General features: G+C 75.2%; 21 protein-coding genes. 6 read left to right on the top strand and 15 right to left on the bottom strand.

The annotated features are described in order from the left end of the window. Positions 1-37 precede the first annotated feature (37 nt). From RTG05_RS05700 to rph, 3 genes are all read right to left on the bottom strand, one after another. Positions 38-2,041, bottom strand: coding sequence for a putative bifunctional diguanylate cyclase/phosphodiesterase (locus RTG05_RS05700; RefSeq protein WP_166527834.1), 2,004 nt, complete (start codon positions 2,039-2,041; stop codon positions 38-40). Between the two features lie 112 nt (positions 2,042-2,153). Next, positions 2,154-2,765 (bottom strand): RdgB/HAM1 family non-canonical purine NTP pyrophosphatase, encoded by a 612-nt coding sequence (rdgB, locus tag RTG05_RS05695; protein ID WP_166527833.1) that lies wholly within the window; start codon positions 2,763-2,765, stop codon positions 2,154-2,156. Continuing rightward, positions 2,762-3,502 carry a ribonuclease PH gene (gene rph, locus RTG05_RS05690; RefSeq protein ID WP_166527832.1) on the bottom strand — a complete coding sequence of 247 codons (741 nt, stop codon included), beginning with the start codon at positions 3,500-3,502 and terminating at the stop codon, positions 2,762-2,764. The genes rdgB and rph overlap by 4 nt, the downstream gene beginning before the upstream one ends. 341 nt (positions 3,503-3,843) lie before the next feature. Between rph and RTG05_RS05685 the strand changes: the two genes are divergently transcribed. Continuing rightward, on the top strand, positions 3,844-4,248 hold the full coding sequence (locus RTG05_RS05685; protein ID WP_166527831.1) for a YjbQ family protein: 405 nt from the start codon (positions 3,844-3,846) through the stop codon (positions 4,246-4,248). 51 nt (positions 4,249-4,299) lie between these two features. Continuing rightward, positions 4,300-4,800: a thioredoxin-dependent thiol peroxidase gene (gene bcp, locus RTG05_RS05680; protein ID WP_166527830.1), complete on the top strand. Its 501-nt coding sequence runs from the start codon at positions 4,300-4,302 to the stop codon at positions 4,798-4,800. A gap of 67 nt (positions 4,801-4,867) precedes the next feature. On the opposite strand, the gene RTG05_RS05675 is transcribed toward bcp, so the two are convergent. The 6 genes from RTG05_RS05675 to RTG05_RS05650 all read right to left on the bottom strand — a co-directional run bounded on the left by RTG05_RS05675 (position 4,868) and on the right by RTG05_RS05650 (position 9,359). Further along, entirely contained in the window at positions 4,868-5,350 is a 483-nt protein-coding gene (locus RTG05_RS05675; RefSeq protein WP_166527829.1) for a DUF4262 domain-containing protein, read from the bottom strand. An 82-nt stretch (positions 5,351-5,432) separates the two neighbouring features. After that, the gene (locus RTG05_RS05670; RefSeq protein WP_166527828.1) at positions 5,433-6,389 is read right to left on the bottom strand and encodes a non-homologous end-joining DNA ligase LigD; all 957 of its coding nucleotides are present in this window, start codon (positions 6,387-6,389) and stop codon (positions 5,433-5,435) included. A gap of 115 nt (positions 6,390-6,504) precedes the next feature. Beyond that, complete coding sequence (locus RTG05_RS05665; RefSeq protein WP_166527827.1) at positions 6,505-7,245, bottom strand: MBL fold metallo-hydrolase; 741 nt, start codon at positions 7,243-7,245, stop codon at positions 6,505-6,507. Positions 7,246-7,441: 196 nt separating this feature from the next. Further along, positions 7,442-8,392 carry a PLP-dependent cysteine synthase family protein gene (locus RTG05_RS05660; protein WP_166527826.1) on the bottom strand — a complete coding sequence of 317 codons (951 nt, stop codon included), beginning with the start codon at positions 8,390-8,392 and terminating at the stop codon, positions 7,442-7,444. Positions 8,393-8,432: 40 nt separating this feature from the next. Next, complete coding sequence (locus tag RTG05_RS05655) at positions 8,433-8,708, bottom strand: MoaD/ThiS family protein (RefSeq protein WP_166527825.1); 276 nt, start codon at positions 8,706-8,708, stop codon at positions 8,433-8,435. A 177-nt stretch (positions 8,709-8,885) separates the two neighbouring features. Further along, positions 8,886-9,359 carry a M67 family metallopeptidase gene (locus tag RTG05_RS05650; protein WP_166527824.1) on the bottom strand — a complete coding sequence of 158 codons (474 nt, stop codon included), beginning with the start codon at positions 9,357-9,359 and terminating at the stop codon, positions 8,886-8,888. A gap of 94 nt (positions 9,360-9,453) precedes the next feature. Here RTG05_RS05650 and RTG05_RS05645 point away from each other — a divergent pair, with 94 nt between their 5' ends. Then, a complete protein-coding gene (locus tag RTG05_RS05645) occupies positions 9,454-9,810 on the top strand; it encodes a hypothetical protein (RefSeq protein ID WP_166527823.1) in 357 nt (118 codons plus the stop codon). Here RTG05_RS05645 and RTG05_RS05640 read toward each other — a convergent pair. Then, positions 9,749-10,246: a DUF2017 family protein gene (locus RTG05_RS05640; RefSeq protein ID WP_166527822.1), complete on the bottom strand. Its 498-nt coding sequence runs from the start codon at positions 10,244-10,246 to the stop codon at positions 9,749-9,751. The genes RTG05_RS05645 and RTG05_RS05640 overlap by 62 nt on opposite strands. Positions 10,247-10,256: 10 nt before the next feature. Continuing rightward, on the bottom strand, positions 10,257-10,553 hold the full coding sequence (gene clpS, locus RTG05_RS05635; RefSeq protein ID WP_166527821.1) for an ATP-dependent Clp protease adapter ClpS: 297 nt from the start codon (positions 10,551-10,553) through the stop codon (positions 10,257-10,259). A gap of 52 nt (positions 10,554-10,605) precedes the next feature. Between clpS and RTG05_RS05630 the strand changes: the two genes are divergently transcribed. The 3 genes from RTG05_RS05630 to RTG05_RS05620 are packed head-to-tail and all read left to right on the top strand — an operon-like array spanning position 10,606 to position 13,167. Then, positions 10,606-11,889 (top strand): nicotinate phosphoribosyltransferase, encoded by a 1,284-nt coding sequence (locus RTG05_RS05630; protein ID WP_166527820.1) that lies wholly within the window; start codon positions 10,606-10,608, stop codon positions 11,887-11,889. A 10-nt stretch (positions 11,890-11,899) separates the two neighbouring features. Further along, on the top strand, positions 11,900-12,484 hold the full coding sequence (locus RTG05_RS05625; protein WP_166527819.1) for an isochorismatase family protein: 585 nt from the start codon (positions 11,900-11,902) through the stop codon (positions 12,482-12,484). Then, positions 12,481-13,167: an AraC family transcriptional regulator gene (locus RTG05_RS05620; RefSeq protein ID WP_166527818.1), complete on the top strand. Its 687-nt coding sequence runs from the start codon at positions 12,481-12,483 to the stop codon at positions 13,165-13,167. Before RTG05_RS05625 ends, RTG05_RS05620 begins: the two co-directional genes overlap by 4 nt. Here RTG05_RS05620 and RTG05_RS05615 read toward each other — a convergent pair. The 4 genes from RTG05_RS05615 to RTG05_RS05600 all read right to left on the bottom strand — a co-directional run bounded on the left by RTG05_RS05615 (position 13,156) and on the right by RTG05_RS05600 (position 17,980). Continuing rightward, positions 13,156-13,551 (bottom strand): VOC family protein, encoded by a 396-nt coding sequence (locus tag RTG05_RS05615; protein WP_166527817.1) that lies wholly within the window; start codon positions 13,549-13,551, stop codon positions 13,156-13,158. The two genes, RTG05_RS05620 and RTG05_RS05615, sit on opposite strands and share 12 nt — an antisense overlap. Positions 13,552-13,784: 233 nt before the next feature. Beyond that, positions 13,785-15,083 carry a phosphoserine phosphatase SerB gene (gene serB, locus RTG05_RS05610; RefSeq protein WP_315912360.1) on the bottom strand — a complete coding sequence of 433 codons (1,299 nt, stop codon included), beginning with the start codon at positions 15,081-15,083 and terminating at the stop codon, positions 13,785-13,787. A 185-nt stretch (positions 15,084-15,268) separates the two neighbouring features. Beyond that, a complete protein-coding gene (gene ctaD / locus RTG05_RS05605) occupies positions 15,269-17,020 on the bottom strand; it encodes an aa3-type cytochrome oxidase subunit I (protein WP_166527815.1) in 1,752 nt (583 codons plus the stop codon). Positions 17,021-17,107: 87 nt separating this feature from the next. Beyond that, positions 17,108-17,980, bottom strand: coding sequence for a putative RNA methyltransferase (locus RTG05_RS05600; protein WP_396349637.1), 873 nt, complete (start codon positions 17,978-17,980; stop codon positions 17,108-17,110). Positions 17,981-17,999: the final 19 nt, after the last annotated feature.

Here is a 17,999-nt window from a genome sequence, read left to right as displayed (position 1 = left end):
CCGGCCGCGGCGCACCGGGGCCGGCGGGGTCCGCGGCTCAGACCCGCAGGCCGACCGTCGCGTCGAACCACGCCTCGAGCGCGTCGGCCGGCATCGGCCGGCAGATGTAGTAGCCCTGCGCCACGTCGCAGCCCATCGCCTGCAGGCTCTCGCAGGTCGCCTGGTCCTCGACGCCCTCCGCGACGGTGGTCAGCCCCAGGTTGTGCCCCAGCTCGACCACCGACCGCACGATCATCGCGTTGCTCGGGTCGGCCGCCATCGGCGCGACGAAGGAGCGGTCGATCTTCAACTGGCGCACCGGCAGGTCCTTGAGCTGGGCCAGCGAGGTGTAGCCGGCCCCGAAGTCGTCGACCGACAGGGTGACGCCGCACTCGGCCAGCCGGGTGAGGATCCGCCGGGCCCGCTCGGGGTCGGCCATGATCGCGCTCTCGGTGACCTCCAGCTCCAAGCAGGACGCCGGCAGCCGCCAGTGCTCGAGCAGCTCCTCCACCTCGTCGACGAAGTGCTCGTCGAGCAGGTTGCGGGCCGAGATGTTGACCGCGACGCCGAGGTCCCGGCCGGCGTCCCGCCACCGCGCGCACTGCTCGAGGGCCGCGTCGACGACGTAGCGGGTCAGCGGCCGGATGAGCGGGGTGCGCTCGGCCAGCGGGATGAAGTCGCCCGGGGGGACCAGGCCGCGCTGCGGGTGCTGCCAGCGCACCAGGGCCTCCACCCCGCACACCTGGGCACCGGGCAGGGCGATCTTGGGCTGGAAGTGCAGCACCAGCTCGCCGTTGTCGATCGCCCGGCGCAGCTGGCCGAGCAGGCCCAGCCGCTCGGGGCTGTGGTCGTTGAGGGCGTCGTCGTAGACGCACACGCCCAGCCCGCGGTCCTTGGCGGAGTACATGGCGATGTCCGCGCTCTGCAGCAGGGTCTCCACGTCCTCCCCGTGGACGCCGGCCATGGCGATGCCGATGCTCGCGTCGATGTCGAGGGAGACGCCGTCGACCTCGATGGGCGCCTCCATCGCGACCAGCGCCCGGCCGGCCAGCTGCCGGGCGGCCTCCTCGTCGACGACGCGGGGCAGCAGGATGGCGAACTCGTCGCCGCCGAGCCGGGCCACCGTGTCGCTGCCGCGGACCGTGGCGCGCAGCCGGTCGGCCACCGCCTGCAGGACGACGTCCCCGTAGGCGTGCCCCAGGGTGTCGTTGACCTCCTTGAACCGGTCCAGGTCGATGAGCATCAGCGCCACCGAGCCGGACTCGGCGCCGGCCAGCGCCACCTCGCCGCGCTGGCGGAGCAGCGTGCGGTTGGGCAGGCCGGTCAGCGCGTCGTGCAGCGCCTGCTGCCGGTTGGCCTCGGCCTGCGCGACGGTCTCCCGCCGGCTGCGGGTGAGGATGGCGGCGAACCAGGCCACCACGGCCAGCCCGGCACCGAAGACCACCGGCGTGGCGACGAGCAGCACTTGCTGGACGTCGCCCACGAAGGCCAGCGACTCGTTGGCGCGGTCCCAGTGCTGCTTGGCCTCGTCGCGGATGAGGGCCTCCAGCGCGTCGTGGTGCGGGTCGACGTAGACGTCCTCGTAGGTCTCGGCGATCCCCGGGCTGGTCGCGGTGGCCGACAGGAGCTGCTCGACGGCGAACTCGTACCGGGTGTGCAGCCGCAGCCACTCGCGGACGGCGATCTCCTCGTCGGCGCCGGCGACGGCACCCATCTCCTCGATCGCCGCCCGGGTGGCCGCGCTGGCCTCGTCGTACTCGGCGCGCAGCTCCTCGTCCGGTTCGAGGGCCAGGTCGTCGACGAGGTCGACCTGGCGCACCAGGGAGCGCTCGGCCTGCTCGGACCACTCCGAGACCAGGGCGCTCTGCTCCGCGTCGCTGGCGGCGCGGGCGTTGGTCACCGCAGCGGTCACCGAGAAGACCGTGAGCACGGCCAGGACGGCGACCAGGCCGGCGGTGGCGGCGTGGGCGGGCAGCCGCAGCCGGGCGCCGGCCCGCACGCGGCCGTGGGGGTCGCGCCGTCGCGGACGGGACCTCGTCGACCGCCGGGTGTGTGTGCGCATGGCCCCTCGTCGTCCGGGCACCCGCCTCGTGCGGGTGACACGGACTGGATCGGCCGGTCCACCCGGCCGGTGCACCCCGGGCTCGCCGGTCCCCTCCTTCGGGGTGAGCCGGTCAGGCCCGGTCGAGCAGCTCGGCGACCAGCGGCACCAGGGCGGTGAGGGCCTGCCCGCGGTGGCTGCGCGCGTCCTTCTCCGCGGCGGTGAGCTCCGCGGCGGTGTGCTCCAGCCCGTCGGGCAGGAAGACCGGGTCGTAGCCGAAGCCGTGGGCACCCCGCGGCTCCCGGACCACCTCCCCGCGCCAGGACCGCTCGACCACCCGCTCGGCGCCCTCCGGCGTCACCACCGCGGCCGCGCAGACGAAGGCGGCGCCGCGGCGCCCGTCGGGCACGTCGGCCAGCTGGCCGAGCAGCAGGGCAGTGTTGGCCGCGTCGTCCCCGTGCCGGCCCGACCAGCGGGCGGACAGGATCCCGGGCATCCCGTTGAGCGCGTCGACGGTCAGCCCGGAGTCGTCGGCGACCGCGGCCAACCCGGTGTGCCGGACCGCCTCGCGTGCCTTGAGCAGCGCGTTCTCGGCGAAGGTGGCACCGGTCTCGGGCGCCTCGGGGTACTCGGGGAGGTCGCCCAGCCCCAGCACGTCCACCCCGGGGACGGCGCTGTGCAGCAGCCGGCGCAGCTCGGCGAGCTTGCCGGGGTTGCGGGTGGCCAGCAGCAGCCGCGCGCTCATCGGGTGAGCGCCTGCTGCTGCAGCGCGGTGAGCGTGGCGCAGCCGCCGACCGCGAGGTCCAGCAGCGCGTCGAGGGTGCCGCGGTCGAAGACGCCGTTCTCCGCGGTGCCCTGGACCTCGACGAAGCTGCCGTCGCCGGTGCACACGACGTTCATGTCGGTGCCGGCGCGCACGTCCTCCTCGTAGGCGAGGTCCAGTCGCGGCTGCCCGTCGACCACGCCGACGCTCACCGCGGCCACCGACTGCAGCAGCGGCTTCGCGCGGGCCAGCTTGCGCCGCTCGCCCAGCCAGGACACGGCGTCGGCGAGGGCGACGTAGGCACCGGTGATCGCCGCCGTCCGGGTGCCGCCGTCGGCCTGCAGGACGTCGCAGTCGACGGCGACGCTGTTCTCCCCCAGCGCGGCGAGGTCGACCGCGGCGCGCAGCGAGCGCCCGACCAGCCGGCTGATCTCGTGCGTGCGCCCGCCGATGCGGCCCTTGACCGACTCGCGGTCACCGCGGGTGTGCGTGGCCCGCGGCAGCATCGCGTACTCGGCGGTCACCCAGCCCAGGCCCGAGCCCTTCCGCCAGCGCGGCACGCCCTCGGTGACGCTGGCCGCGCAGAGCACGCGGGTGCGGCCGAACTCCACCAGCACCGAGCCCTCGGCGTGGTCCAGCCAGTTGCGGGTGATCGTCACGGGGCGGAGCTGGTCGGCCGCCCGGCCGTCGGGGCGCGGAGGCGCGGCTGCTGCGGTCACGTGCGCCGACAGTAGTGCCGCCCGGGGGCGGGCCGGCGCCCCCCACGAGAGCCGCCGTGCGGCCGCCGGAGCCGCGGTGCAGCGCGGCTGTCGCGGGCACACCGCGGCTCCCGCCGTCCGGCGTCGGGGACGGCACCTGGACGCGGTGTCGTCGAGGAGTGGGGCCCGGAGGGTCCCGCGACGAGGCGGCGGGCCGGCTCGGCTGCGTCGGGGACGGCACCTGGACGCGGTGCCGTCGAGGAGTGGGGCCCGGTGGGTCCCGCGACGAGGCGGCGGGCCGGCTCGGCTGCGTCGGGGACGACACCTGGACGCGGTGTCGTCCGGTAGGACGACAATGTCACGTGCGATCTGAGCTGCGGACGGTCCGGACCGGAGGCGAGCCCACGGTGGTCGACCTCACCGAGGAGTGCGCCGAGTTCGTGCGGGCGGAGGCCGACGGGCTGCTGCACGTGTTCGTGCCGCACGCGACGGCAGGCGTCGCCGTCATCGAGACCGGCGCCGGCAGCGACGACGACCTGCTCGCCCAGCTCGACGAGCTGCTCCCCCGCGACGGGCGGTGGCGGCACCGGCACGGCAGTCCGGGTCACGGCCGCGACCACGTGCTCCCGGCGTTCGTCCCGCCGTCGACGAGCATCCCGGTGCTCGGCGGGCGCCTGCAGCTGGGCACCTGGCAGCGGGTCTGCCTGGTGGACACCAACACCGACAACCCCGAGCGGCAGGTCCGGCTGTCCTTCCTCGCCGGCTGACCCAGGGACGCCCCTGCCGCGCGGCCGGCCGGGCACGGCAGGATGCCGGTCATGACCGACACCGACCGCGGCCTCGACACGGCTCCCGTCCGCCTGGCCCCGGGCGACCCCGCCCCGGGGTTCACGCTGCCCGACGCCGACGGCACCCCGGTGTCGCTCGCCGACCACCGCGGCCGCCGGGTGGTCGTCTACTGCTACCCGGCGGCGATGACCCCGGGGTGCACCACCCAGGCCGTGGACTTCACCGCCTCCGCCGGCGACCTGGCCGAGGCCGGCCTGGACGTCATCGGCATCTCCCCGGACCCGGTCGACAAGCTGGCGCGCTTCCGCGAGGCCGAGGGCCTGCGGATCACCCTGCTGTCCGACCCGGACAAGGAGGTGCTCGCCGCCTACGGCGCGTACGGGACCAAGAAGCTGTACGGCAAGGAGGTCCTCGGGGTCATCCGGTCGACGTTCGTCATCGACGCCGAGGGCCGCGTCGAGAAGGCCGCCTACAACGTCAAGGCGACCGGTCACGTCGCCAAGCTGCGCCGCGACCTGGGTCTGGACTAGCCGACGGAGCGGCCTCCCTGCAGGGTCCCTCCACTGCGAGTGGCGGCGGGGGCAGGGAGGTCCTCCGTCAGGCCCGCCAGGTGCCGGGGCGCGGCTGGCACCCGGGGTCGCACGGGTGCCCCTCCTCCCACGGGAAACACCCCGCCCGGGTCCAGGTCAGCTGCAGCGCCGGCACCGAGTACTCCGGTGGCCGCTGGTAGAAGCGGTTGGCGCCCAGCACCACCTCGCCGGGGTTGGGCGAGACCTCGACGCACAGCCGCCCGCCGCCGTCGTCCCGGTCGAGCAGCTCCCCGGGCACCAGGTCGCGCCCGGCGGCGACCTCGGCGGCCACCTGCTGCAGCAGGTCGTGCGTGGGGCCGGGCGCCAGGCCGACGACGACCAGCTCCGGGTGGCCCAGGCCGAACAGCCCGATGGTGTAGCCGAAGCAGGGCTCGTCGTCCCCGGTGCCGGCGCCGACGTACTGCACCGCCCAGCGGTGCTGCCGGATCACCCGGGCGAGGTGGGCGTCCTCCTGGTCGAGCCAGGCGGTGGTCTGCGGGTCCGGTGACATGGCCGGCAGCGTGCCCGGCGCGGGCGACGCGCCGGCCCGGGCCTGTGGACGGCGCCGCGGCTGTGGACGCGGCCGCGGACGGTCAGTCCCCCGCCTCCGCGCGGCGCGCCCGGGCCCGGCGCCGGCCCTCGTGCATCGCCTGCACGCGGGCCACCGGGATGGTGCGGCCCTCGGCGACCAGGTCGGCCGGCAGCTCCTGCGGCGCGGGCAGCAGCGCCGCCCACGGGTCACCGTCGCCCAGCAGCTCCGGGGCCGTCCGGACGGTCACGTCACCGGGCCGCACCGCGGGCAGGTCCGACCAGGCGACCGGCGCGGACACCGGCAGGCCCGGGCGGACGCGCGGGCTGTAGGCGGCCACGATCGTCGAGGAGCCCGAGCGGGTCGAGTCGAGGAACACCCGGCCGTGCCGGTCCTCGACGATGTAGGCGGTGGTGGCCAGGTCCGGGTCCAGGGCGGCGGCGCGGGCGGCGAGCGCGCGGGTCGCGGCGGCGGCGTCCTCGGGCCCGACCCCGCACACCGGCACGACGACGTGCACGCCCTTGGACCCGCTGGTCTTCACCGCCCCGGCGAGCCCGGCGTCGGCCAGCGCCCGCCGGACGAGGTCCGCCGCCTGCACGACCACGGCGAAGTCGGCCCCCTCCGGTGGGTCCAGGTCGAGCACGATCCCGGTCGGCGCGGTCTCCGCGCCGGCGAGGGCGAAGGGCACGTGGAACTCCACGGCCCGCTGGTTGGCCAGCCACAGCAGCGTGCGGCGGTCGTCGCAGAGCACTTGGTGGACCTCGCGGTGCGCACCGTGGGACCACACCGGGACGGTGCGCACCCAGTCGGGGGCGCCCTTGGCGACGTTGCGCTGCACGAACGGCTCCTGGCCCGGCCGGACCCGCTTCACCGACAGCGGGCGGCCCGCCAGCTGCGGCACCAACCGGGAGGCGTTGGCGTCGAGGTGGTCGACCAGGTCGCCCTTGGTCACCCCGAGGCCGTCGCCCAGCGGGGCGTCGAGGCTGGTCAGCCGGACGCCGTCCCGTTCGTCGTCGACCACCGGGCCACCGTGCCCGGCCGCACGCGGCGGGGCAAGCGGGGTGCGCTGACGTGCGGCACCGTCCTCCTGCAGGATGCCGCCGCGAGCCTGCGGGTGCCGGGGGCAGGAGGCTCCGTCAGACGTCGTACGTGGCGCGGGGGGCGACGAGTTCGGCGGTCGGGTAGACGGTCCGCGCGGAGGCGAGCTGCCCGGCGGGGTCGACCCAGGCCGGCACGTGGGTGAGCAGCAGCCGATCGACCCCCGCTGCGGCGGCGTGCTCGGCGGCCTGCCGGCCGGTGAGGTGCAGGTCCGGCGGCAGGTCCGGGACGTCGGGGTGCGCGGCCTCGGCCAGCAGCACGTCGGCGCCGCGGGCGAGCTCGACCACGGCGGCGCTGACGCCGGTGTCCCCGGTGTAGACCAGCGAGCGGCCACCGGCGGTCAGCCGCACCGCGTGGCACTCCACCGGGTGCGCGGTGCGCGCCGTCCGCACCCGGAAGGGCCCCAGGTCGAAGGGCTCGCCGGTGAGGACGGTGAAGTCGAAGACGTCCTCCAGGGGGGCGTCGTTGCCGTAGTAGGCCGAGGCCAGCCGCCGGTGCGCGCCGTGCGGGGCATACAGCGGCACCGGCCGGCCGCGGGACCGCCCGGAGTAGCGGTGCCACACGACGAAGGGGGCGACGTCGAGGCAGTGGTCGGCGTGCAGGTGGGTCAGGTACAGCGCATCGACGGACGCCGGGTCGACGAGGGCCTGCAGCGTCCCGAACGCGCCGTTGCCCAGGTCGAGGAGCACGCGGAAGCCGTCGTGCTCGACCAGGTAGCAGGACGCCGGTGACGCGGGGCCCGGGCCGCTGCCCGAGCAGCCGACCACCGTCAGCCGCATGCCCGCGCTCCCGTCGTCCCCATGTCGCGGGTCAGGCTAGCCGCGACGCCGGGGAGGTCCGCACCACACCCGGGTGCCCGTCAGGGCAGGGGTCCCACGGCGACGGCGGCGACGCGGACCCGCCGCGGGACGCGTCACCGCGGTGCGGCCCGGTCCGCCTGCGCACCCGGCCGGGTGCTCGCCGGCGCCGGTCCGCTCAGGCCCAGAGCTGGCCCTCCAGCGCGGAGGTCGCCTCCTCGAGCGTGCCGGCGTAGGCGCCGGTGGACAGGTACTTCCAGCCGCCGTCGCAGACGATGAAGACGATGTCGGCGCGGCGGCCCGCGGCGACCTCCTTGTCGGCGATGCCGAGCGCGGCGTGCAGGATCGCGCCGGTGGAGATGCCGGCGAAGATGCCCTCCTGCTCCACCAGCTGCCTGGTGCGCCGCAGCGCGTCCAGCGGCCCGACGCTGAACCGCGAGTCCAGCAGCTCGGGGTCGTACAGCTCGGGGACGAAGCCCTCGTCGATGTTGCGCAGCCCGTAGACCAGCTCGCCGTAGCGCGGCTCGGCGGCGACCACCCGCACCCCGGGCTTGCGCTCGCGCAGGAAGCGGGAGACGCCCATGAGGGTGCCGGTGGTGCCGAGGCCCGCGACGAAGTGGGTGATCGAGGGCAGGTCGGCGAGGATCTCCGGGCCGGTGCCGGTGTAGTGCGCCTCGGCGTTGGCCGGGTTGCCGTACTGGTAGAGCATCACCCAGTCGGTGTGCTCGGCGGCCAGCCCCCTGGCGACGGCGACGGCCTGGTTGGAGCCGCCGGCCGCCGGGGAGCTGATGATCTGCGCGCCGTACATCTCCAGCAGCTGGCGCCGCTCGATCGAGGTGTTCTCCGGCATCACGCAGATCAGCTTGTAGCCGCGCTGGCTGGCCACCATCGCCAGGGAGATCCCGGTGTTGCCGCTGGTGGGCTCCAGGATGGTGTCCCCCGGCTTGAGTCGCCCCTCCTTCTCCGCCGCCTCGATCATGGAGATGGCGGCGCGGTCCTTGATCGACCCGGTGGGGTTGTGGTCCTCGAGCTTGGCCCACAGCCGGACGTCGGCGGACGGCGACAGGCTCGGCAGCCCCACCAGTGGGGTGTTGCCGAGCGAGTCGACGAGCGAGGCGAAGCGGGCCATCAGCGGTCCTCGGGTCTGGGGGTGGTGGGCGGGACGGCGGTCAGCCGCCCGCGACCGCCGGGAGGATGGTCACCGAGTCGCCGTCCTTGACCTGGGTGTCCAGGGCGCCGGTGAAGCGCACGTCCTCGTCGTTGACGTAGACGTTGACGAAGCGGTGCAGCTTGCCCTCCTCGGTGACCAGGCGGTTCTTCAGGCCCGGGTGCTTGGCGTCGAGGTCCTCGACGAGCGCGGCCAGGGTGTCCCCGCTGCCCTCGACGGTCTTGTTGCCGCCGGTGTGGGTGCGCAGGATGGTCGGGATCCGGACCTCGATGGCCATGGCGGGTTCGTGCTCCTCAGGGGTTCAGGGGTGTGCCGCGCGACGGCGCGGCGGACGTGCGTCTGCTCGGCCCAACGCCCGATCGCCGTCCGGGATTCCGGACGACGGGTGGCCCTCCTGCAGGGACCCGCGGCGCGCGGAGCGCGTCGTGGGGGGCAGGAGGGTCCTTCGACTTCTTCAGTCGTAGACGACGGTGGTCGGCGAGTGGCCGAACAGGTAGGACTCGACGACCTCGACGTGCTCCTCGGTGGCGACGCCGTCGACGATCCGGAAGCTGCGGAACTCGACGTCGTCCCCGGCCAGCCCGGTCCGCTCCCCGTGCTGGCGGGTGGAGACCAGCACGTAGTGCGCACCCGGCTCGGCGGCCAGACCGATGTCGGTGCGGGAGGGGGAGGCCTCGGTGGCGGTGTGCGAGTGGTACACCACCACCGGCTCCTCGTCCCGGTCGTCCATGTCCCGGTACAGCCGCAGCAGGTCCCCGGAGTCGAACTCGTAGAACGTGGGCGAGCGCGCGGCGTTCAGCATCGGGATGAACCGCTCGGGACGGTCGCTGCCCGCGGGGCCGGCGACGACGCCACAGGCCTCGTCCGGGTGGTCCTCCCGGGCGTGGGCCACGATGGCGTCGTAGGTCGCGCGGTCGATGCGCAGCACGGGCCCAGTCTAGGCGGCCCACCGACGGCGCCCGCAGCGTCCCGCCCCGAACTGGCGAGGGGCGGGGGGTCCCGCTCGGTTACGGTGCGAGGTCGTGGTGGTCGAGCTGCTCATGGTCGCGGGCGTGCTGGGCGTGGCGCTGCCGGCGCTGGTGCTCGGCGTCGGGGGCACCCGCAGGCGCACCGGCTGGTACCGCCGCGCCATCGGTGGCGACCGGGTGTCGCTGGTGCTGGTCGTGTCGCTCCAGGTGCTGACCCTGCTGCTGGTCGCCGTCCTGTCGCTGGTGGTGCTGGTCTCCGCGGTCGGTGCGCTGGTGCGCGACCTGGAGATGCCCGGCCTGGTGTCGGTGTTCTTCGTGCTCGACCTGCTCCTCGCGGTGCTGGTCGTGCTCACCTTCGGCCGGCGCGACCCGCGGCGAGTGCGTCGACGAGCGAGCCCTGCAGGCCGGTGAGCCAGTAGTAGACGGCCAGCTGCTGGCCCTCCTCGCCGCCGAGGTCCTCCGGCGGCTCGGTGTCCTCCCGGATGTCCAGCCGGGTGCCCAGCGCCAGCCGCAGGTCGTTGGTGGTGCGCAGCCAGGCGGCCGCCTGCTCCGGGTCCAGGCGGACCGCCCCGCCGTCCGGGGGCAGACCGGCCCGGACGGTGGCCAGGTCGTAGGCCTTGCCGGAGCGCAGCGCCGACTCGGTCATCTCCCGGTAGTCCGCGGCGATGTCGGGGTCGCTGCGGTGCCCGGCGGGCAGCAGCCGAGCGATGACCGGGTCGCCGGCGACGTCCTCGGCCTCGGCGGTGAGCAGCTGCTCGAGCTGGTCGAGCAGCAGGCCGAGGACGTGCGCCTCGGCCGGCTCGAGCCGGGCGGCGAGCTCGTCCCCGCGACGGCGGAACGGCCTCACGCGGGTGCCCTCACGAGTCGCGCTGGTAGCTGGCCCACAGCCCGTAGGCGTGCAGCCGGCTGGTGTCGTGCTCCATCTTCTCCCGTGGCCCGGAGCTCACGATCGCCCTGCCCTCCTCGTGCACCTGCAGCATGAGCGTGGTCGCCGTCGGCTCGTCGTAGCCGAACAGCTCCTGCAGGACGTAGGTCACGTAGGTCATGAGGTTGACCGGGTCGTTCCAGACGATGGTGACCCACGGGCGGTCGAGGTCGCCGAGCTCCTCGACGGTCTCCTCCGGCGTCCGGATCGGGGCGAGCGGTCCGGCCACCCCCTCACCTTAGAACGCGGGGTGTCGCCGGTCGCGCCTACGCTGCGGGGCCATGTCGACCGGTCCCGCCCTGCTCACCGACCGGTACGAGCTGACCATGGTCGCCGCGGCGCTGGCCGACGGCACCGCCGACCGCGACTGCGTGTTCGAGGTCTTCGCCCGGCGGCTGCCGCACGGGCGCCGGTACGGCGTGCTGGCCGGCACCGGGCGGCTGCTGGAGGCGCTGGCCGGCTTCCGGTTCACCGACGCCGACCTGGCCGCGCTGCGCGAGCAGGGGCTCACCGACGCACGGCTGCTGGACCGGCTGGCCGGGTTCCGCTTCTCCGGGGACGTCGACGGCTACGCGGAGGGCGAGCCGTTCTTCCCGGGCTCGCCGGTGCTCACCGTCCGGGCGCCGTTCGCCGAGGGGGTGCTGCTGGAGACGCTGGTGCTCTCGGTGCTCAACCACGACAGCGCCATCGCGTCGGCCGCGGCCCGGATGGTGTCGGCGGCCTGCGAGCGGCCGTGCATCGAGATGGGCTCGCGGCGCACGCACGAGGACGCCGCGGTGGCCGCCGCCCGGGCCGCGCACCTGGCCGGGTTCGCCGCCACCTCGAACCTGGAGGCCGGTCGCCGCTACGGCGTCCCGACCACCGGCACCAGCGCGCACGCCTTCACGCTGCTGCACGACGACGAGGCCGCCGCCTTCCGCGCCCAGGTCGCCGCCCTGGGCGTGGGGACCACGCTGCTGGTGGACACCTACGACGTCGACCAGGGCATCCGGACGGCGGTGGAGGTGGCCGGGCCGCAGCTGGGCGCGATCCGGCTGGACTCCGGGGACCTGCCCACGCTGGCCCGGCACGCCCGCGAGCTGCTGGACTCCCTCGGCGCGACGCGGACGCGGATCGTGGTCACCAGCGACCTGGACGAGTACGCGATCGCCGGGCTCATGGCCGCCCCGGTCGACGGGTACGGCGTGGGCACCTCGCTGGTCACCGGCTCCGGGGCCCCGACCGCGGGGATGGTCTACAAGCTGGTGGAACGGGACGGCGTCCCGGTGGCCAAGCGCTCGGAGGGCAAGAACTCCGTCGGGGGGCGCAAGTCCGCCGTCCGCCGGCACGACGCCGCCGGCACGGCGACCGCCGAGGTGGTCACCAGCGCACCGGTGCTCCCCCGGGACGGCGACCGGGCGCTGGTCGTGGAGCTGGTCCGCGGCGGCGAGGTGTGCACCCCGGCCACACCGCGGGAGGCGGTGGCCGCCGCGCGGGCCCACCACGAGCAGACCGTCGCCGCGCTGCCTGCCGAGGCGTTCGCGCTGTCCCGCGGGGAGAGCGCCATCGAGACCGTGACGGCCTGAGGAGGACGACGTGACCCGCGCCCTGCTGGTGGTGGACGTGCAGAACGACTTCTGCGAGGGCGGCAGCCTGGCCGTCGCCGGCGGTGCGGACGTCGCCGCGGCGATCAGCGCCCACCTGCGCGCGCACGCGGGCGACTACGCGCACGTGGTGGCCACCCGCGACCACCACGTCGACCCCGGCGGCCACTTCGCCGCGCAGCCGGACTACCTGGAGACCTGGCCGGCGCACTGCGTGGTCGGCACCGGCGGCGTCGAGCTGCACCCGCACCTGGACCGCGGCCCGATCGAGGCGGTGTTCGACAAGGGCGAGTACGCCGCGGCCTACTCCGGCTTCGAGGGGGCCTCCGACGGCGTGCCGCTGGCCGACTGGCTGCGCGCCCGTGGGGTGGACGCCGTGGACGTCGTCGGGATCGCCACCGACCACTGCGTGCGGGCCACCGCCCTGGACGCCGTCGGCGCGGGCTTCGCGACCCGCGTGCTGCTGCCGCTCACCGCGGGCGTCAGCGAGGCGACCACCGACGCCGCGCTGGACCAGCTCCGCACCGCCGGCGTGGAGCTCTCCGGCGGGGTGCACCGGTCACCGGCCGGGCAGTGACGTACCGCGAGCGGGCGACCGCCGTGCCCGGCGCGGTGCTGTGGCAGCGGGCCGTGCCCGCGGGGGCGTCGCGGATCCTGCCCGACGGCTGCCTGGACCTGCTCTGGGACGGCCGGCGGCTGTCGGTGGCCGGTCCCGACACGCGGGCGCGGTGGCACGAGGACCCGGTGCCCGCCCGCTACGTCGCGCTGCGCTTCTCCGGCGGGACCGGACCGGCGCTGCTGGGCGTGCCCGCGCACGAGCTGCGGGACCGGACGCCGCTGCTGGAGGAGCTGTGGCCGGCGGCGGTGGCGCGGCGACTGGCCGACCGGGTGGCCGAGGACCCGGCCGGCGCCCTGGAACGGTGGGCCGGCGAGCGGGTGGTCGACTCCCCCGCGGACCCGCTGGGCGGCCGGGTGCTGGCGCTGGCACGGGCAGGGGTGCCGGTCGCGGGCATGGCCGCGCGGCTGGGCCTCGGCGTCCGGCAGCTGCACCGCCGGTCGCTGGACCTCTTCGGCTACGGGCCGCGCCACCTGAGCCGGGTGCTGCGGCTGGGCCGCGCGCTGGAGCAGGTCCGGCAGGGGGCGCCGCTGGCCCGGGTGGCCGCCGAGACCGGGTACGCCGACCAGGCACACCTCGCCCGGGACGTGCGCGACCTGACCGGCACCACCGCGACCGCGCTGCTGCGCGGGTCAGCCGGGTAGCGCCGCGAAGAGGTCCACCGGGGTGCCGTCCGGGTCGCGGACGACGGCGTAGCGCTGACCCCACACGGCGTCCCACGGCGGCAGGTGCCCGTGGGAACCGGCCCCGGTCAGCTCCGCCCACGCCGCGTCGACGCCGGCGGGGCTGCCGCAGTCGAAGGCGATGGCCACCCGGTGACCACCGGTCGGCGGGGCCCAGTGCGGGTCGAACGACCGGATGGTCGCCTCGGTGTCCAGGGCCAGCCGCAGCCCGCCGCCCAGCGGCAGCTCGACGTGCGGCTGGTCGTCGGCGCCCTCCGGCACGGCGAGGCCGCAGCGGCGGTAGAAGGCGAGGGTCGCGGCCATGTCCGAGACCACGAGTCCGACGACGGCGGGGCGCAGCTCCATGCCGGTGACGCTAGGCAGCAGCCGCGCCGGCGTCTTGGACGCATCGGACACCCAGCCCGCCGCGATCACGGCGCCGTGACCACTCCGGGCGTCGATCCGGTGGTCCCGGCGCCGTGATCGCGGGAAGCCGTCGAGCGCCCAGGCCGCTGTACTTACTGCGGGGAATCCGGGCGCCGGTTGCGGGCGGGGACCCCGACTGCCGCGCAGACAGCCTCCAGAACGCCGCGCCTGGCTCACTCCGCGTCGAGGACCTCGTCGCGGGTGAAGCCGAGCACCTGCAGCACGGCGTCCAGGTAGGGCTGGTTCAGGGCGGTGTGCGCCTGCTCGCGCACGTAGGGCTTGGCGTTGAAGGCGATCCCCAGGCCGGCAGCGTTGAGCATGTCCAGGTCGTTGGCCCCGTCGCCCACGGCCACGGTCTGCTCCAGCGGGATGCCGTACGCCTCGGCGAAGCGGGCCAGCGCCCGCGCCTTCCCGGGGCGGTCGACGATCTCCCCCACCAGCCCGCCGGTGAGCCGGCCGTCGGCGACCTCCAGGGTGTTGGCCGCGGCGAAGTCCAGGCCCAGCTGCTCGGCCAGCGGGTCGGTGACCTGGGTGAAGCCGCCGCTGACGACGCCGCAGCGGAGGCCGTGCCGCTTGAGCGTGCGGATGAGCGTGCGCGCGCCGGGGGTGAGCACGAGCGCCTGGCGCACCTCGTCGAGCACCTCGACCGGCAGCCCCGCGAGCGCGGCCACCCGGGCCCGCAGCGACTGGGCGAAGTCCAGCTCGCCGTTCATGGCCGCGGCGGTGATCCGGGCGACCTCGGCGGCCCGGCCGGCGCGGGCGGCGAGCTCGTCGATGACCTCCCCGCGCACCAGGGTGGAGTCCACGTCGAGCACGATCAGCCGCTTGCTGCGACGCGCCAGGCCGACCTGCTCGACGGCGATGTCGGCCCCGGTGGCCGAGGCCACCGAGGCCAGCGCGGTGCGCAGCGCGGTGGCCTCCCCGCCGGAGACGGTGAGCTCGAAGCTGGTGACCGGGTAGTCCGACAGGCGGCGGATGGCCTCGATGTTGCCGCCGGTGCCCGCGATGGCCGACGCGGCCCCGGCCACGGCCCCGGGCGGGACGGGCCGGCCCAGCAGGATGACGTGGTGCGGCCGGCCGGCGGGGGCGGCGTCCAGCCCGGCGTCGGCGGCGGACTCGACCTGCACCCGCACGCCGGTGGCCGCGGCGACGTCCCCGGCCAGCCGGCCGAGGGCGGCCAGGAAGCGCTCCTCGGGCACCGCCGGCCCGCCCTCGACCGGCCCGCCCTGGACCGGCCCGCCCTCGACCGGCAGCGCCCCGACGACGACGCCGAGCACCAGCTGCCCGTGGACGACGACCTGCTCGACGTCGACCACCTCGAGCGGCGGGAACCCGTCCCCGGGCGCGGCCAGCGCGGCGAACAGGCGCGCGGTGACCCCGGGGCGGTCGCTCCCGGAGACGGTCAGCAGCGCCCGCGGGGTGGCGGCCGGCACGCCGACGGGGTCCGGGTGCAGGGCGGGGTCGGGCGGCACGGCCGTCATCGTGCCGCACCACCGGCCGCCGTCCGGCCACCGGGCAGCAGCGGTCCCCGCACACCGCGACGCCCCGCCGGCCGGAGCCGACGGGGCGTCAGGTGAGCTGTGCTGCCCGCTGAGAGGTGGCCCCGTCCAGAGGCTCGCCGCGAGCTTGCGAGCGGTGAGGAGGACGGGGTCCTCTTTCAGAAGGGATCGGGGTCGTTGACTCCCTGACGCGGGCCGGTGCCGCCGGCCAGCTCGCTGGTGTACCGGCCGTGGCCCTTGCCGGCGTGCGCCTCACGCTGCAGCCGCTCGACCAGGTGCGGGTAGTGCGCCTCGAACGCCGGCCGCTCGGAGCGGATCTTGGGGATCTCGGTGAAGTTGTGCCGCGGCGGCGGGGAGCCCGTCGCCCACTCCAGCGAGTTGCCGTGGCCCCACGGGTCGTCCCGCAGCGCCAGCCGGCCGTAGCGCCACGACCGGGCCACGTTGTAGAGGAACGGGATCGTGGAGGCGCCCAGCACGAACGAGAAGATCGTCGACACGGTGTTCAGCGTGGTGAACCCGTCGGTGCCCAGGTAGTTGACGTAGCGGCGGGGCATGCCCTCGGCGCCGAGCCAGTGCTGCACGAGGAACGTGCCGTGGAAACCGATGAACGTCAGCCAGAAGTGCAGCTTGCCGATCCGCTCGTCCATCATCCGGCCGATCATCTTCGGGAACCAGAAGTACATGCCCGCGTAGGCGGCGAACACGACGGTCCCGAAGACGACGTAGTGGAAGTGCGCCACGACGAAGTAGCTGTCGTTGAGGTGCCAGTCCAGCGCCGGGCTGCCGAGCAGGACGCCGGTCAGCCCACCGAGCAGGAAGGTCACCAGGAAGCCGATGGCGAACAGCATCGGCGTCTCGAAGGTGAGCTGGCCGCGCCACATCGTGCCGATCCAGTTGAAGAACTTGATCCCGGTCGGCACGGCGATGAGGTAGGTCAGGAAGGAGAAGAAGGGCAGCAGCACCGCGCCGGTCGCGTACATGTGGTGCGCCCACACCGTCAGCGACAGGCCACCGATGGCGATGGTCGCGAAGACCATGCCCTTGTAGCCGAACAGCGGCTTGCGGCTGAACACCGGGATGATCTCGGTGATGATGCCGAAGAACGGCAGCGCGATGATGTAGACCTCGGGGTGCCCGAAGAACCAGAACAGGTGCTGCCACAGCATCGACCCGCCGTTCTCCTCGACGAACACCAGCGCCCCGAGCTGGCGGTCGGCCAGCAGGGCGAACAGCGCGGCGGTGAGGATCGGGAAGGCGAAGAGCACCAGCAGGCTGGTCACCAGGGTGTTCCAGCAGAAGATCGGCATCCGGAACAGCGTCATGCCCGGCGCGCGCAGGCAGGCCAGCGTGGTGAGGAAGTTGACCGCACCGAGGATGGTGCCCAGACCACTGACGGCGAGGCCGGCGATCCACAGGTCGGCACCGGCACCGGGGCTGTGCGCGGCGGTGGACAGCGGCGTGTAGGCGTACCAGCCGAAGTCGGCGGCACCACCCGGGGTGAAGAAGCCCGACACCGCGATCGTGGAGCCGAACAGGAACAGCCAGTAGGAGAACGAGTTCAGCCGCGGGAACGCCACGTCGGGCGCGCCGATCTGCAGCGGCATGATCAGGTTCGCGAAGGCGAAGAACAGCGGCGTCGCGAAGAACAGCAGCATGATCGTGCCGTGCATGGTGACCAGCTGGTTGTACTGCTCCGGCGACAGGAACTGCAGGCCCGGGCGGCCCAGTTCCCCGCGCATCAGCATCGCCAGCAGCCCGCCGACGACGAACCAGGCGAAGGAGGTGGCCAGGTACATCAGGCCGATGGTCTTGTGGTCGGTGGTCCGCAGCAGGTTGGAGAGCCGCGAGCCCTTCTCCGCCTCGTGAACCGGGCTCGGCCGGCTCACGATCGGCGCCGGTGCGATCGTCACGGCCGCAGCTTAGACGCTTCCCGCCACCGGCTTCCTGCCGACGTCGCGGGCGCGCCCGTCGGCACGCGACGGACGCCCGTGGAGACCTCAGGTCGTGCCCGGATCGTGACCTGACACGCCGGGGCCGCCCGGTTCCGGGGCCCAGGTGGTGACGTCGACGGACAGCGTGACCGGCGTCCGTCCCGGCAGCGCGGCCACCGCCGCGGCCAGCCGTGCGGGGTCCAGGTGGCGGGCGTGCGGGCCCATGCCGACCAGCGTCGCGACCGCCGCCCGGTCCAGCACGAGGTGCTCCCGGTGGGCCGCCGCGGCCACCGGGTGCAGGTGCGGGCCGAGGGCGGCGGACAGCCGGCGTGCCTTGTCGGGGTCGACCCGCAGCAGCCCGAGCGGGCCGACCAGCTCGCGGAGGTGGTCGGCGGCCGGGGTGACGACGACCAGCCGCCCGCCCGGGCGCAGCACCCGGGCGACCTCCGGGCCGTTGCGCGGGGCGAAGACGACCAGCACCCGGTCGACGGCGGCCGTGCGCACGGGCAGGCGGGCCCAGGCGTCGGCGACCACCGCGAGCGCGCGCGGGGAGGCGCCGGCCGCGCGCCGGGCGGCGTAGCGGGAGGAGTCCAGGACCACCCCGGCGGCGTCCGGCAGCCGGTCGAGGACGGCGGCCAGGTGGTGCCCGGTGCCCCCGCCGAGGTCGAGCAGCGCGCCGGGTGGGCCGTGGTCCCCCGCGGTGACGGCGTCCTCCAGGGCGCGGGTCAGGCCCGCGTAGTGGCCGGCGGCGAGGAAGGCGACCCGGTCGGCGACCATCGCGGCGGAGTCGCCGGACGGCGGGACGTGCCCCGGTGGCAGCAGCGTGACGTGCCCCTGGCGCGCCCGGTCGAAGGCGTGCCCGGCCGGGCAGCGCAGCCCGGCGTCGTCCGGCCGGGTGGTCAGCGGGTCTCCGCACACCGGGCAGGCCAGCAGCTGCACCGCCCGCGCCGGCCACGGA

Origin of the sequence: Geodermatophilus sp. DSM 44513 (genome assembly GCF_032460525.1) — a bacterium.
GTDB lineage: Bacteria > Actinomycetota > Actinomycetes > Mycobacteriales > Geodermatophilaceae > Geodermatophilus.
Note: the sequence above shows the minus strand (reverse complement) of the source record. Positions and strands in the feature narration are given on the sequence as shown.

Excerpts from the sequence above, each read along its gene's own strand:
- RTG05_RS05660 (WP_166527826.1), bottom strand. The coding sequence starts at position 8,392 with ATGGCCCGCTTCGCCTCGCTCGTCGACTCGCTCGGCAACACCCCACTG.
- bcp (WP_166527830.1), top strand. The coding sequence starts at position 4,300 with ATGACCGACACCGACCGCGGCCTCGACACGGCTCCCGTCCGCCTGGCC.
- RTG05_RS05700 (WP_166527834.1), bottom strand. The coding sequence starts at position 2,041 with ATGCGCACACACACCCGGCGGTCGACGAGGTCCCGTCCGCGACGGCGC.
- RTG05_RS05615 (WP_166527817.1), bottom strand. The coding sequence starts at position 13,551 with ATGGAGCTGCGCCCCGCCGTCGTCGGACTCGTGGTCTCGGACATGGCC.
- RTG05_RS05630 (WP_166527820.1), top strand. The coding sequence starts at position 10,606 with ATGTCGACCGGTCCCGCCCTGCTCACCGACCGGTACGAGCTGACCATG.
- rdgB (WP_166527833.1), bottom strand. The coding sequence starts at position 2,765 with ATGAGCGCGCGGCTGCTGCTGGCCACCCGCAACCCCGGCAAGCTCGCC.
- RTG05_RS05655 (WP_166527825.1), bottom strand. The coding sequence starts at position 8,708 with ATGGCCATCGAGGTCCGGATCCCGACCATCCTGCGCACCCACACCGGC.
- RTG05_RS05675 (WP_166527829.1), bottom strand. The coding sequence starts at position 5,350 with ATGTCACCGGACCCGCAGACCACCGCCTGGCTCGACCAGGAGGACGCC.
- RTG05_RS05665 (WP_166527827.1), bottom strand. The coding sequence starts at position 7,245 with ATGCGGCTGACGGTGGTCGGCTGCTCGGGCAGCGGCCCGGGCCCCGCG.